We start from the raw sequence: 14335 nt of genomic DNA, 5'->3' as shown, positions 1-14335 counted from the left end.
GATTCGCCGAAATAGCAGGTTTTGGAACTGCTGCGCAGTCCATCGGGGATGAATCCCCTCGCCACAGGTTCGGTGTCTGCTGTTTTAAGTGAGTTGGCACGATTTGCAGGTCGATTGGCAAGGATCGCAGCCATGGGTTGATTGTCCGTGCAGTGCCTCGGGGAACAGACTTTGTCCATCAGCGCCACAACGGCGTTTTCGACGAGGAAACACCTTATGAGCACGACCATTGCCGGCATCAAAATCCCCGACAGCGCCCTCGCCCGGGCCACCACCGAGTACATTCGCGACATCGAATCCGACCTGCTCTACCACCACTCGCGCCGGGTGTTTCTGTTCGGTGCGCTGAGCGGCGAACGCCAACAACTGACCTACAACCCGGAGCTGCTGTATGTCGGCGCGATGTTCCACGACCTTGGGCTGGTCGAGGGCTATCGCAGTGCCGACGAGCGTTTCGAAGTGGATGGCGCCAACGCGGCAGCGGCGTTTCTCAAACCGTACGGGCTGAGTGATGACGACATCGAGCAGGTCTGGCTGTCGATTGCCCTGCACACCACGCCGGGCGTGCCCAAACATCTGCGGTCGACCGTGGCACTGGTGACGGCGGGTGTCGAGATGGACGTATTGGGGATGGATTACGCGGCGTTCAGCAGCACCCAGCGCGAGGCGGTGGTGCATGCGCATCCACGCGGGGAAGGTTTCAAGGAGTGCATCATCTGCGCGTTTGCCGACGGCTTGCGCCATCGTCCGCAGACCACGTTCGGCAACGTGAAGACCGATGTGCTGGTGGATCAGGAGCCGGGGTTCAGGCCGATGAACTTTGTCGAGGTCATCCGTACATCCCCTTGGATTTCCTGAGCTCCAAAAGCAAAAGATCGCAGCCTGCGGCAGCTCCTACAGAGATTGCATCCACTGTAGGAGCTGCCGCAGGCTGCGATCTTTTTGCCCGTCAGGCCGCTTCCGGTGCAGGCGCGCGGCGCACGTCCGGTTGTTTCCACGAATCGGCGGCGCCTTCTTCGATGGCTTGCTGGATGGCTTTCTTGCGCGCTTCTTCGGCGCGGCGGCTGAAGAACCACACCAGGAAGGTCACCAGCGATACCGCCAGCAGAATCAGGCTGGCCACGGCATTGATCTCCGGCTTCACGCCCAGACGCACCGCCGAGAACACTTCCATCGGCAGGGTCGTCGAACCCGGGCCGGAGACGAAGCTCGCCAGTACCAGATCGTCCAGCGACAGCGCGAACGACATCATGCCGCCCGCTGCCAACGAAGGCGCGATCATCGGGATGGTGATCAGGAAAAACACCTTCCACGGCCGCGCACCCAGATCCATTGCTGCCTCTTCGATCGACAGGTCCAGCTCACGCAGACGCGCCGACACCACCACCGCCACATACGCCGCACAGAACGTCGTGTGGGCGATCCAGATGGTGACGATGCCACGTTCCTGCGGCCAGCCGATCATCTGCGCCATGGCCACGAACAGCAGCAACAGCGATAGACCGGTGATCACTTCGGGCATCACCAAAGGCGCCGTCACCAGGCCACCGAACAGCGTGCGGCCCTTGAAGTGGGTGATGCGGGTCAGGACGAACGCGGCGAGGGTGCCCAGCGCCACAGCGGCAACCGCGGTGTAGCAGGCGATTTCCAGGGAGCGCACTACCGAGCCCATCAGTTGCGTGTTGTCGAGCAGGCCGACGTACCACTTGATCGACCAGCCGCCCCATACCGTCACCAGTTTCGAGGCGTTGAACGAGTAGATCACCAGGATCAGCATCGGCAGGTAGATGAACAACAGACCCAGAACCAGCATCAGGCTGGAGAAACGGAAGCGCTTCATTCTTTACCCTCCATTTCCTTGGCCTGACTGCGGTTGAACAGGATGATCGGCACAATCAGGATCGCCAGCATCACCACCGCCAGGGCGGACGCCACCGGCCAGTCACGGTTGTTGAAGAACTCTTGCCAGAGCACTTTACCGATCATCAGGGTTTCCGGACCGCCAAGCAGTTCCGGGATCACGAACTCGCCGACCACCGGGATGAACACCAGCATGCAGCCGGCAATGATCCCGTTCTTGGACAGTGGAATGGTGATTTTCCAGAAGCTGTTGAAGGTGCTCGAACCCAGGTCGGCAGCGGCCTCCAGCAAGCTGTGATCGTGCTTCACCAGGTTGGCGTACAGCGGCAGAATCATGAACGGCAGGTACGAGTAGACAACACCGATGTACACCGCGAGGTTGGTGTTGAGGATCTGCAGCGGCTCGTCGATCCAGCCCATGCTCATCAGGAACCCGTTGAGCAGGCCGTTGTTGCTGAGAATGCCCATCCACGCATACACACGGATCAGGATCGCGGTCCAGGTCGGCATCATGATCAGCAGCACCAGCACCGTCTGCAGCTCTTTACGGGCGCTGGCGATGGCGTAGGCCATCGGGTAGCCGATCAGCAGGCACAACAGCGTGCTGAAGAACGCCATCTTCAGCGAGCCAAGGTACGCGGCGATGTACAACTCGTCGTCGCCGAGCATTGCGTAGTTGCCAAGGTTCAGCAGCAGTTGCAGCTTCTGCTCGGCGAAGGTGTAGATCTCGGTGTACGGCGGGATGGCCACATCGGCTTCGGCAAAGCTGATCTTCAGGACGATGAAGAACGGCAGCATGAAGAACAGGAACAGCCAGATGAAGGGAACCCCGATGACCAACTGGCGGCCACCGGGAATTATTCGATTGAGCCGGCGTTTGAATTTGCGCATGTTCATGAGCGAAGTACCACGCCGCTGTCGTCTTCCCACCACACGTAAACCTGATCACCCCAGGTCGGACGCTGGCCGCGACGCTCGGCGTTGGCGACGAACGACTGCACCAGCTTGCCACTCGGCAATTCGACGTAGAACACCGAGTGCCCACCGAGGTAGGCGATGTCATGCACCTTGCCGCTCGACCAGTTGTATTCGCAGGTCGGCATCTCGGCGGTGACCAGCAGCTTCTCCGGACGAATCGCGTAGGTCACGGATTTGTCCTGCACCGAAGTGCTGATGCCGTGGCCGACATAGATCTGCCGGTCGAGGTCCTTGCAGGTGATGGTCGCGTGGCCTTCAGCGTCGTCGATCACTTCGCCTTCGAAGATGTTCACGTTGCCGATGAATTCGCAGACCAGACGGCTGGTCGGGGTTTCGTAGATGTCGATCGGGCTGCCGATCTGGGCGATCCAGCCCAGGTGCATGATCGCGATGCGCTCGGCCATGGTCATGGCCTCTTCCTGGTCGTGGGTCACCATCACGCAGGTCACGCCCACACGCTCGATGATTTCCACCAGCTCCAGCTGCATCTGCGAACGCAGTTTCTTGTCCAGTGCGCCCATGGGTTCGTCGAGCAGCAGCAGTTTCGGCCGCTTGGCCAGCGAACGCGCCAGGGCCACACGCTGCCGCTGACCGCCGGACAGTTGATGCGGCTTGCGCTTGGCGTACTGGCTCATCTGCACCAGTTTGAGCATCTCGGCCACACGCGCATCGATCTCGGCGTTGGGGATCTTGTCCTGCTTGAGGCCGAAGGCGATGTTCTGCGCCACGGTCATGTGCGGGAACAAGGCGTACGACTGGAACATCATGTTGATCGGTCGCTCGTACGGCGGCATGTCGGTGATGTCGACGCCGTCGAGGAAAATGCGCCCCTCCGTGGGCCGTTCGAACCCTGCCAGCATCCGCAGCAGTGTGGATTTGCCCGATCCCGAACCGCCGAGCAGGGCGAAAATTTCGCCCTTCTTGATTTCCAAGGACACATCGTCCACGGCAATCGTCTCGTCGAACTTCTTCGTGACCCGGTCGATTTTGACCAACACCTGCTTAGGTGTCTGGTCGCCCTCGAGGGCTTTCTTATAGGCGCCGGAGGCAACTGCCATTTACGAAACTCCCAGAAAAAAACAGTGCAGTTCGCCCCATGCGGACGAACCCAGGATAGTTTGTGCCTTACTTGCCCGACTTGACCTTGGTCCAGCTACGGGTCATCAAACGCTGAATATTGGGTGGCAACTCGACCGACACGTAAGTCTTGTCGAGGACTGCTTGCGGTGGATAAACCGCTTCATCGGTGCGGATGGACTGCTCCATCAGCTTGTCCGACCCCGGGTTGGGGTTGGCGTAACCGACGTAATCACTGACCTGGGCGATCACCTCAGGTTTCAGCAAATAGTTGATGAAGGCGTGGGCCTCTTTGACGTTGGACGAATCCTTCGGAATCGCCAGCATGTCGAACCACAGCGCGCCGCCCTCTTTCGGAATCGAGTAGGCGATGTTCACGCCCTTCTTGGCTTCCTCGGCACGGTGCTTGGCCTGGAAGATGTCACCGGAGAAACCGATGGCCACGCAGATGTCGCCGTTGGCCAGATCACCGATGTATTTCGAGGAGTGGAAGTAGGTGACGTAAGGACGCACGGCCAGCAGTTTGTCGGTGGCCTTGGCGTAATCCTTCGGATTGGTGCTGTTGGCGTTCAGGCCCATGTAGTTGAGCACGGTCGGCATCATTTCATCGGCCGAGTCGAGGAACGCGACGCCACAGCTGTGCAGCTTCTTGATGTTCTCCGGTTCGAACAGCACGCTCCAGGAGTCGATCTTGTCGATACCGAGCACGGCCTTGACCTTGTCGACGTTGTAGCCGATGCCGTTGGTGCCCCACAGGTACGGCACCGCGTACTGGTTGCCCGGATCGTTCTGCTCCAGGCGCTTGAGCAGCACCGGATCGAGATTCGCATAGTTCGGCAGCTGCGACTTGTCGAGCTTCTGGAACGCGCCTGCCTTGATCTGCTTGCCAAGGAAGTGGTTCGACGGCACGACCACGTCGTAACCGGTACGCCCGGCCAGCAGCTTGCCTTCCAGGGTCTCGTTGGAATCGAACACGTCGTACACCGGTTTGATCCCGGTTTCTTTCTGGAAGTCGGCCAGGGTGGTCTCGCCGATGTAATCCGACCAGTTATAAATATGCACCGTACCGGCGGCCTGGGCTCCGACAGCGATCGTCAGGCCGGCAGTGGCCAGCAGGGCTTTGCGCAAAGAAGAAAAAATAGGCAAGTGGAGGTCCTCTAATTTAGTTGGGCCCAAGTTGCCCCGTGCTGCATGACAGTCACGGTTGCCCGGCAACAAAACCGGCGCGCAACTTACCTTCGAAAAACCGATCCAGCAAAACTTTCTGTCATTTAATTGATCCGCTGACCGCCGTCATGGCGACGACAGCCAGCGGTTGCTGCTTCAAACCGGCTTATTTACCGGATTTGATCTTGGTCCAGCTGCGGGTCATTTCGCGCTGGGTAGCGGCCGGCAAGTCGGCGATCGCATACAGCTTGGCCTGCACGTCGGCTGGCGGGTAAATGCCTGGATCGCTGGTGATGTCTTTTGCCACCAGAGCGGTCGCAGCAGCGTTACCGTTCGGGAAGCGTACAGCGTTGGTGATGCCGGCCATGACTTCAGGCTTCTGCAGGAAGGTCATGAACTTGTAGGCGCCTTCGACGTTTTCGGCATCTTTAGGGATGGCGACCATGTCGAAGAAGCTGCCAGCGCCTTCTTTCGGAATGGCGTAGCTGACTTTCACCTTGTCACCGGCCTCGGCGGCACGGGACTTGGCCTGCTGCACGTCACCCGAGTAACCGACCGCTACGCAGATGTTGCCGTTGGCCAGGTCCGAGATGTACTTGGAGGAGTGGAAGTAGGTGATCGAAGGACGAATCTTGAGGAACAGGTCCTCGGCTTTCTTGATGTCTTCTTTCTTCTGGGTGTCGGTAGGCAGGCCCAGGTAGTGCAGCGCGACCGGGAGCATTTCGGTCGGCGAATCGAGGAAGCTCACACCGCAGCCCTTGAGCTTGGCAATGTTTTCCGGCTTGAGCAGCACGTCCCAAGAGTCGATGGTGTCGACGCCCAGCGCAGCCTTGACCTTCTCCGGGTTGTAACCGATACCGATCGAACCCCACATGTACGGGAAGGCGTGCTTGTTGCCCGGATCGCTCACCGACACGGCCTTGAGCAGGTCCTGGTTCAGGTTTTTCCAGTTTGGCAGCTTGGACTGGTCCAGCTCCTGATAAACACCGGCCTTGATCTGCTTGGCCAGGAAGTTGTTCGACGGCACAACGACGTCGTAACCGGATTTGCCCGCCAGCAGTTTGGCTTCCAGGGTTTCGTTACTGTCGAATACGTCGTAAACGACTTTGATCCCGGACTCTTTCTCGAAGTTGGCAATGGTGTCCGGAGCGATGTAGTCGGACCAGTTGTAAACGTGCAGTACCTTGTCGTCCGCGTGAACCGCACCCGCCATCATGCCCGCGACGGACAGCGCGAGAAGAGTCTTGCCAGCAAGCTTTTTACCTAATGCCTTCATGCGTCATGCTCCAAATTTTTCTTTTTTGAACCACTTTGTTCAGCGGCCGAACCCCGACAACTGGAACTGCGGCTAGTCTGGCAAGATCGGAGGCGGTCTTTCAAGAAAAGGCCCACCTTTCTGACACCTTCGAGCGAGAGCGCCGCAGCTCCCCCGCTCGAAGCCTAGCACTTAGGCTTGCAACGCACTGAGGGTCAGGTCCAGGCACTTGCGTGCCTTGGTCACCAGCTCATCGATCTCCGCCTTGCTGATCACCAGCGGCGGCGCAATGATCATGGTGTCGCCCACGGCGCGCATGATCAGGCCGTTATCGAAGCAGAACTGCCGGCAGATCATGCCCACGCCCCGGCCTTCGTAACGCTTGCGAGTGGCCTTGTCCTGCACCAGCTCGATCGCCCCCAGCAAACCGACGCCGCGCACTTCGCCCACCAACGGGTGGTCGTTGAGTTCGCGCAGACGTTTCTGCAAATACGGTGCCGTTTCGTTGTGCGCGTTCTCGATAATTTTCTCGTCGCGCAGAATCCGGATGTTTTCCAGACCCACCGCTGCCGCCACCGGGTGCCCGGAGTAGGTGAAGCCGTGGTTGAAGTCGCCACCTTCGTTGAGCACCTTCACCACATCGTCACGGACGATCAGGCCACCCATCGGGATGTAACCGGAGGTCAGGCCTTTGGCGATGGTCATCATGTCCGGTTTAAGGTCGTAGAAATCCGAACCGAACCACTCGCCGGTACGGCCGAAACCGCAGATCACCTCATCAGCGACGAACAGAATGTCGTACTTGGCGAGGATTTCCTTGATGCGCGGCCAGTAGGTATCAGGCGGAATGATCACGCCGCCGGCGCCCTGGATCGGCTCGGCAATGAACGCACCGACGTTGTCCACGCCGACTTCAAGAATCTTCTCTTCCAGCTGATTGGCGGCCCAGATGCCGAACTCTTCCGGCGACCTGTCGCCGCCCTCGGCGAACCAGTACGGTTGGGCGATGTGGACGATGCCCGGAATCGGCAAGTCGCCCTGTTCGTGCATATAAGTCATGCCGCCCAGGCTCGCGCCGGCCACGGTGGAACCGTGGTAACCGTTCTTGCGGCTGATGATGACTTTCTTGTTCGGCTGGCCCTTGATCGCCCAGTAGTGGCGAACCATGCGCAGCATGGTGTCGTTGCCTTCGGAGCCGGAGCCGGTGAAGAACACATGGTTCATGCCTTCAGGCGCCACGTCGGCGATGGCCTTGGCCAGTTCCAGCGCCGGCGGGTGCGCGGTCTGGAAGAACAGGTTGTAGTAAGGCAGTTCGCGCATCTGCTTCGCGGCTGCGTCAGCCAGCTCATCGCGGCCATAACCGATCGCCACGCACCACAGACCCGCCATGCCATCGAGGATCTTGTTGCCCTCGCTGTCCCACAGGTACACGCCCTTGGCGTTGGTGATGATCCGTGGGCCCTTCTCTTTCAGTTGCTTGAAGTCGCTGAACGGGGCCAGGTGGTGATCGCTGCTCAGGGCTTGCCACTCACGGGTTTGCGGGTTGTTGCTGGTCATGCCAATTCTCCTTGTTATCGGTGAAGGCGCGGCTGCTGCCAGCCGCGCCCGGCGTATCAGACGGCGAAGAGCAGGTACTCACGCTCCCAGGAACTGATCACGCGCTTGAAGTTTTCATGCTCGGCCCGCTTGACCGCGACGTAGCCGGTGATGAAGGTCTTGCCCAGGTATTTCTCGATGGTTGCGCTGTTTTCCATACGCTCCAGCGCGTCTTCGATGGTCAGCGGCAGGCGCAGGTTGCGGCGTTCATAGCCGCGACCGACCACCGGCGCGCTTGGATTGAGGCCTTCGACCATACCGATGTAACCGCAGAGCAGGCTCGCGGCAATCGCCAGGTACGGGTTGGCGTCGGCGCCCGGCAGGCGGTTTTCCACGCGGCGGTTCTGCGGGCCGGCATCCGGGACGCGCAGGCCCACGGTGCGGTTCTCTTCGCCCCACTCCACGTTCACCGGCGCCGAAGTGTCCGGCAGGAAGCGGCGGAACGAGTTGACGTTCGGCGCGAATAGCGGGAGCAATTCCGGGATCAGTTTCTGCAGGCCACCGATGTGGTGCAGGAACAGCTGGCTCATGGTCCCGTCTTCATTGGAGAACACGTTCTTGCCGGTCTCGATGTCGATGATGCTTTGGTGCAGGTGCATCGCACTGCCCGGCTCGCCGGTCATCGGCTTGGCCATGAAGGTGGCGGCCACGTCGTGCTTGAGCGCGGCTTCGCGCATGGTGCGTTTGAACACCAGGATCTGGTCGGCCAGCGACAGTGCATCGCCGTGACGGAAGTTGATTTCCATCTGTGCCGTGCCGTCTTCGTGGATCAGCGTGTCGAGGTCCAGCTCCTGCAGTTCGCACCAGTCGTAGACGTCTTCGAACAGCGGGTCGAATTCGTTCGCCGCTTCGATGGAGAACGACTGACGCCCGATTTCCGGACGGCCCGAGCGGCCGATAGGCGGCTGCAGCGGATAGTCGGGGTCGTCACTGCGCTTGGTCAGGTAGAACTCCATCTCCGGCGCCACGATCGGCTGCCAGCCCTTGTCGGCGTAGAGTTTCAGGACTTTCTTGAGCACGTTGCGCGGCGACAGCTCGATCGGGTTGCCTTGCTTGTCGTAGGTGTCGTGGATCACCTGAGCGGTCGGCTCTATGGCCCACGGCACCAGGTATACGGCGTTCTGATCGGGGCGGCAGATCATGTCGATGTCGGCCGGGTCGAGCAGTTCGTAATAGATGTCGTCTTCGACGTAGTCGCCGGTCACGGTCTGCAACAGCACGCTTTCCGGCAGGCGCATGCCCTTTTCGGCGATGAACTTGTTGGTCGGCGAGATCTTGCCCCGGGTGATACCGGTCAAGTCGCCGATCATGCATTCGACTTCTGTGATCTTGTGGTCTTTCAACCAATCGGTGAGCTGGTCGAGGTTGTTACTCATAAATGCCTCTGGGCTGAGTCTCCTGACATCGTGTCAGGCAAAGTTTGACGCCGTGGCGTCGCGTTAAAGGGGGTTTGCTTGCGCGCAGTGCCGGCTTACGCCTGGCACCGCGCATCGACAATGAAAGAGGAGCTTACCTGCCCTTTACGCTGGCGTTGCATTTCCTGTGCACATTCAAGGCGTGCAGAATCATGAGCACGGCTGGGGAAGCGGCACAGGCTTTGGGACTCAAAGGGATCTATATTGAAGGAAGGCGCCATAAACAGAATGCTTTGCCGTACGTCCAGAATAACGGACGCTGCCGTTTGGCCTGATGCGGACGAGGACATCGTCGACAGCCCGCGAGCCTTGCGGGCTGCACTCCGGACGGATTTGTCGCCACTGATGTGTTGAGCATGCAGACCGGACTGTTGCGAGCAGTCGGTGATGCCGATTAACGGCAGGCGAGACATGAAGCACCCCGGTATTATTGCTGTTATGGGTTTGATCGGAGCTTAGCCTTGTTCATTTTTTTACACAACACCCCCGTAAAAAATACAACACGGCCTGCTCAAGCCCGCGGGTGCCAAGCGTCCCAAGGACAAAAAACTGCCCCAAAGTGCCCCATAAATGCCCTTGCAGCGCTTTTTTAGGGCAAAAAAGGCCTCGCTTGACTTCGGCATGCCGTTCGGGTTGACTGAAACCAGAAAAGATCAATGATTGATATTTTTAACAACAAAGGTGTTGCATCATGTCGGTACCCCCGCGTGCCGTTCAGCTTAACGAAGCGAACGCGTTCCTTAAGGAACATCCTGAGGTTCTGTACGTTGACCTTCTGATTGCGGATATGAATGGTGTGGTGCGCGGCAAGCGCATCGAACGCACCAGCCTCCACAAGGTTTACGAGAAAGGCATCAACCTGCCGGCCTCTCTATTTGCTCTGGATATCAATGGTTCTACGGTGGAAAGCACCGGCCTGGGTCTGGACATCGGCGACGCCGACCGGATCTGCTATCCAATCCCGGATACCCTGTGCAACGAGCCATGGCAGAAGCGCCCGACCGCGCAACTGTTGATGACCATGCACGAACTCGAAGGCGACCCGTTCTTCGCCGATCCGCGCGAAGTGCTCCGTCAAGTTGTTGCAAAGTTTGACGAGCTCGGCTTGACCATCTGCGCAGCCTTCGAGCTGGAGTTCTACCTGATTGACCAGGAAAACGTGAACGGCCGCCCTCAGCCGCCACGCTCGCCGATTTCCGGCAAACGCCCGCACTCGACTCAGGTCTACCTGATCGACGACCTCGACGAATACGTCGACTGCCTCCAGGACATTCTGGAAGGCGCCAAAGAGCAAGGCATCCCGGCCGACGCCATCGTCAAGGAAAGTGCCCCGGCGCAGTTCGAAGTGAACCTGCACCACGTCGCCGACCCGATCAAGGCGTGCGACTACGCGGTACTGCTCAAGCGTCTGATCAAGAACATCGCCTACGACCATGAAATGGACACCACCTTCATGGCCAAGCCGTACCCGGGCCAGGCCGGTAACGGTCTGCATGTCCACATCTCGGTGCTCGACAAAGATGGCAAGAACATCTTTGCAAGCGAGGATCCCGAGCAGAACGCCGCGCTGCGTCACGCGATCGGCGGTGTGCTCGAGACCCTGCCGGCGCAGATGGCTTTCCTCTGCCCGAACGTCAACTCGTACCGTCGCTTCGGCGCGCAGTTCTATGTACCGAACTCGCCGTGCTGGGGCCTGGACAACCGCACCGTGGCGATCCGCGTACCGACCGGCTCTGCCGATGCCGTGCGTATCGAACATCGCGTGGCCGGCGCCGACGCCAACCCGTACCTGCTGATGGCTTCGGTTCTGGCCGGTGTGCATCACGGTCTGGTGAACAAGATCGAACCGGGCGCTCCGGTCGAAGGCAACAGCTACGAGCAGAACGAACAAAGCCTGCCGAACAACTTGCGCGATGCCCTGCGTGAGCTGGACGACAGCGAGGTGATGGCCAAGTACATCGATCCGAAATACATCGATATCTTCGTCGCCTGCAAGGAAAGCGAGCTGGAGGAGTTCGAACACTCCATCTCCGACCTTGAGTACAACTGGTATCTGCATACCGTTTAAGCGGTTTGCAGGAATAAAAAACGCTGCCGGCCATTACAGCCCGCAGCGTTTTTTTATGGCAGAACACAAACCCCTGTGTTTGGTGTGAAGGGCCGCCTGCGGCGGATCGCTGGCAAGCCAGCTCCCACATGCTCTTCGTCGAGCATAGATTCCAAGTACAAAAACATTGCTTGTGGGAGCTGGCTTGCCAGCGATGGCGTCCGGGCAGACAACATCGAACCCGGCTCGTACAATGCCCGCTGCCCCGCAGGAGACTTTCATGACGCGTCCCGCCCCCGTCCGCAAACCCCGTGCCCGCAGCCAGGCGCGCATCGACTCGATACTCGACGCCGCGCGCACGCTGCTGGCTGCCGAGGGTGTGGCCAGCCTGTCGATCTACAGCGTCGCCGAACGCGCGCAGATTCCGCCCTCCTCGGTCTACCACTTCTTCGCCAGCGTCCCGGCGCTGCTCGAAGCCTTGACCGCCGACGTGCACGCGGCGTTTCGCGCCTGCCTGCAAGCGCCGATCGACCACGACGCCCTGCGCGACTGGCGTGACCTGTCACGGCTGGTCGAGGAGCGGATGCTGGAGATCTACGACGAAGACGCTGCGGCCCGCCAGTTGATCCTCGCCCAACATGGCCTGACCGAAGTGACCCAGGCCGACCGGCAACACGACATCGAACTCGGCGACCTGATGCACAAGTTGTTCGACCATCACTTCGAATTGCCGCGACTGCCGAACGATGTCGACGTGTTTGCGCTGGCGATGGAACTGGGCGACCGCGTGTATGCGCGCTCGGTGCAGCAGCACGGACAGATCACGCCGCGCATGGCCGAGGAAGGGATGCGGGTGTTTGATGCCTATCTCGGGTTGTATCTGCCGCCTTATCTGCCCAAGAGACATCTGGTGAGCTGAATGGCCTCATCGCTGGCAAGCCAGCTCCCACAAGGAACTTCTGTGTATGCAGATTTGCTGACCGACAGATAACCTGTGGGAGCTGGCTTGCCAGCGATGGCCACGACACCATCCTCAGCGGATGCAGATAACAAAAAACCCCGAAGGGCTCACGCCTTTCGGGGTTATTTTTTACTCACAGGCTTACAACTTGGCGATCGACACCTCGGTGGATTTCACGAAGGCGATCACTTCGCTGCCTACCGCCAGTTCCAGCTCCTTGACCGAGCGGGTGGTGATCACCGAAGTGACGATGCCGGAGGCGGTCTGCACGTCGATTTCCGACAGCACGTCGCCGAGAACGATCTCCTTGATCGAGCCTTTGAACTGGTTGCGCACGTTGATGGCTTTGATAGTCATGGCTTTGATTCCTGTCGTTGGAGGTAACTTGAGTTATTGAGCCCAGCGCAATTGCGTAGGCAGTGGTGAAACAGGTTCCGGCTCCGGCGGCTCGCCGGGCAGGGACAGAACACGGTTGAGCACTTCGGTTTCCAGCGCCGCCAGTCGATGCGATCCGCGCACTCGCGGACGAGGCAACTCCACTTGCAGGTCGAGGCCAACTTCGCCGTCCTCGATCAGAATCACCCGGTCGGCAATCGCCACCGCTTCGCTGACGTCGTGGGTCACCAACAGCACCGTGAAGCCATGCTGTTGCCAGAGGCGTTCGATCAGTTGCTGCATCTCGATCCGGGTCAGCGCATCCAGCGCACCCAGCGGCTCGTCGAGCAGCAGCAGGCGCGGCTGGTGAATCAGCGCCCGGGCCAGCGCCACACGCTGCTTCTGCCCGCCGGACAAGGCGGCCGGCCATTCGTTGGCACGATCGGCCAGACCCACCGCTTCCAGCGCCTCCAGCGCTTGCGGGCGCCAGTTGCCGTTAAGGCCGAGGCCAACGTTGTCGATGATCTTTTTCCACGGAAGCAACCGTGCTTCCTGAAACATCAGCCGGGTGTCTTCGCGCGCATCGCTCAGCGGTGCGGCACCGGCCAACAGGTCGCCTCCAGTCGGTTGATCGAGGCCGGCGAGCAGACGCAGGAAGGTGCTCTTGCCGCACCCGCTGCGCCCGACCACGGCGACGAATTGCCCCGCTGGAATGTGCAGGTCGATGTCGCGCAGCACCTGCCGCGCACCAAAGGTTTTCTGCAGGTTGCGCACCACCAGCGGAATCCCGCGCAGCAGGCGTGGAGGTTGTTGAGCGGTCATGCCGCACCTCCCTTGGCAACCTGATAAGCCGGGTGCCAGCGCAACCACACACGTTCAAGTCCACGGGCCGCGAGGTCGGCGAGTTTGCCGAGCACCGCGTAAAGCAGGATCGCCAGCACCACCACATCGGTCTGCAAAAACTCCCGGGCATTCATCGCCAGATAGCCGATGCCGGAGCTGGCGGAGATGGTTTCGGCAACGATCAGCGTCAGCCACATGAAGCCCAGCGCAAAGCGCACGCCGACCAGAATCGAAGGCAGCGCGCCCGGCAAAATCACCTGCCAGAACAGGCTGAAACCGCTCAAGCCATAACTGCGCGCCATCTCTACCAACGCCGGATCGACGTTGCGGATGCCGTGATAGGTGTTGAGGTAGATCGGGAACAACGTGCCCAACGCCACCAGGAAAATCTTTGCCGACTCGTCGATGCCGAACCACAGGATCACCAGCGGAATCAGCGCCAGGTGCGGCACGTTGCGAATCATCTGCACCGAGCTGTCGAGCAGGCGTTCGCCCCACTTCGACAGGCCGGTGATGAAGCCCAGCACCAGGCCGATGCTGCCGCCGATGGTGAAACCCAGCGCCGCGCGCCAGCCGCTGATTGCCAGGTGAGTCCAGATTTCGCCGCTGCGCACCAGGCTGACACCGGCCTCGATCACCGCCACCGGTGCCGGCAGAATCCGCGTCGACAACCAACCGGCCGACACCGACAACTGCCACACCGCCAGCAGGAGCACCGGCAACGCCCAGGGCGCGAGGCTGTGGATAAATTTGTTCATGGC

At 60.0% G+C, this 14335-nt stretch carries 13 protein-coding genes; 3 read left to right on the top strand and 10 right to left on the bottom strand.

All coding sequences use genetic code 11. The annotated features are described in order from the left end of the window. The first annotated feature begins 216 nt into the window (after window positions 1-216). The gene (locus OC71_RS18480) at window positions 217-858 is read left to right on the top strand and encodes an HD domain-containing protein (RefSeq protein ID WP_041072129.1); all 642 of its coding nucleotides are present in this window, start codon (window positions 217-219) and stop codon (window positions 856-858) included. Between the two features lie 91 nt (window positions 859-949). Here the strand turns inward: OC71_RS18480 and OC71_RS18475 are convergent, their stop codons facing one another. From OC71_RS18475 to OC71_RS18445, 7 genes are all read right to left on the bottom strand, one after another. Beyond that, on the bottom strand, window positions 950-1840 hold the full coding sequence (locus OC71_RS18475; RefSeq protein WP_041072127.1) for an ABC transporter permease subunit: 891 nt from the start codon (window positions 1838-1840) through the stop codon (window positions 950-952). Further along, window positions 1837-2718 (bottom strand): ABC transporter permease subunit, encoded by an 882-nt coding sequence (locus OC71_RS18470; protein ID WP_174377002.1) that lies wholly within the window; start codon window positions 2716-2718, stop codon window positions 1837-1839. Before OC71_RS18470 ends, OC71_RS18475 begins: the two co-directional genes overlap by 4 nt. A gap of 35 nt (window positions 2719-2753) precedes the next feature. Continuing rightward, window positions 2754-3896 (bottom strand): ABC transporter ATP-binding protein, encoded by a 1143-nt coding sequence (locus OC71_RS18465; protein ID WP_003229245.1) that lies wholly within the window; start codon window positions 3894-3896, stop codon window positions 2754-2756. Between the two features lie 67 nt (window positions 3897-3963). Next, a complete protein-coding gene (locus OC71_RS18460) occupies window positions 3964-5061 on the bottom strand; it encodes a polyamine ABC transporter substrate-binding protein (RefSeq protein ID WP_041072123.1) in 1098 nt (365 codons plus the stop codon). Between the two features lie 187 nt (window positions 5062-5248). Beyond that, window positions 5249-6358, bottom strand: coding sequence for a polyamine ABC transporter substrate-binding protein (locus OC71_RS18455; protein WP_041072121.1), 1110 nt, complete (start codon window positions 6356-6358; stop codon window positions 5249-5251). 171 nt (window positions 6359-6529) lie between these two features. Continuing rightward, window positions 6530-7894, bottom strand: coding sequence for an aspartate aminotransferase family protein (locus OC71_RS18450; RefSeq protein WP_041072119.1), 1365 nt, complete (start codon window positions 7892-7894; stop codon window positions 6530-6532). Window positions 7895-7950: 56 nt separating this feature from the next. After that, window positions 7951-9309 carry a glutamine synthetase family protein gene (locus tag OC71_RS18445; protein WP_007967993.1) on the bottom strand — a complete coding sequence of 453 codons (1359 nt, stop codon included), beginning with the start codon at window positions 9307-9309 and terminating at the stop codon, window positions 7951-7953. A 730-nt stretch (window positions 9310-10039) separates the two neighbouring features. Here OC71_RS18445 and OC71_RS18440 point away from each other — a divergent pair. Next, window positions 10040-11416 (top strand): glutamine synthetase family protein, encoded by a 1377-nt coding sequence (locus OC71_RS18440; RefSeq protein ID WP_003229254.1) that lies wholly within the window; start codon window positions 10040-10042, stop codon window positions 11414-11416. Window positions 11417-11675: 259 nt separating this feature from the next. Further along, a complete protein-coding gene (locus tag OC71_RS18435; protein ID WP_041072117.1) occupies window positions 11676-12314 on the top strand; it encodes a TetR/AcrR family transcriptional regulator in 639 nt (212 codons plus the stop codon). Between the two features lie 183 nt (window positions 12315-12497). Here OC71_RS18435 and OC71_RS18430 read toward each other — a convergent pair whose 3' ends face one another. From OC71_RS18430 to ssuC, 3 genes are read right to left on the bottom strand one after another with little or no spacing between them, the layout of a single operon-like run. Next, window positions 12498-12713: a molybdopterin-binding protein gene (locus OC71_RS18430; protein WP_007967989.1), complete on the bottom strand. Its 216-nt coding sequence runs from the start codon at window positions 12711-12713 to the stop codon at window positions 12498-12500. Between the two features lie 33 nt (window positions 12714-12746). Continuing rightward, window positions 12747-13553, bottom strand: coding sequence for an aliphatic sulfonates ABC transporter ATP-binding protein (ssuB, locus tag OC71_RS18425; RefSeq protein WP_041072115.1), 807 nt, complete (start codon window positions 13551-13553; stop codon window positions 12747-12749). Then, entirely contained in the window at window positions 13550-14332 is a 783-nt protein-coding gene (ssuC, locus tag OC71_RS18420; protein ID WP_027610511.1) for an aliphatic sulfonate ABC transporter permease SsuC, read from the bottom strand. The genes ssuB and ssuC overlap by 4 nt, the downstream gene beginning before the upstream one ends. Between the last annotated feature and the right edge of the window lie 3 nt (window positions 14333-14335).

Source organism: Pseudomonas sp. W15Feb9B (genome assembly GCF_000828175.1).
Lineage (GTDB): Bacteria > Pseudomonadota > Gammaproteobacteria > Pseudomonadales > Pseudomonadaceae > Aquipseudomonas > Aquipseudomonas parakoreensis.
Note: the sequence above shows the minus strand (reverse complement) of the source record. Positions and strands in the feature narration are given on the sequence as shown.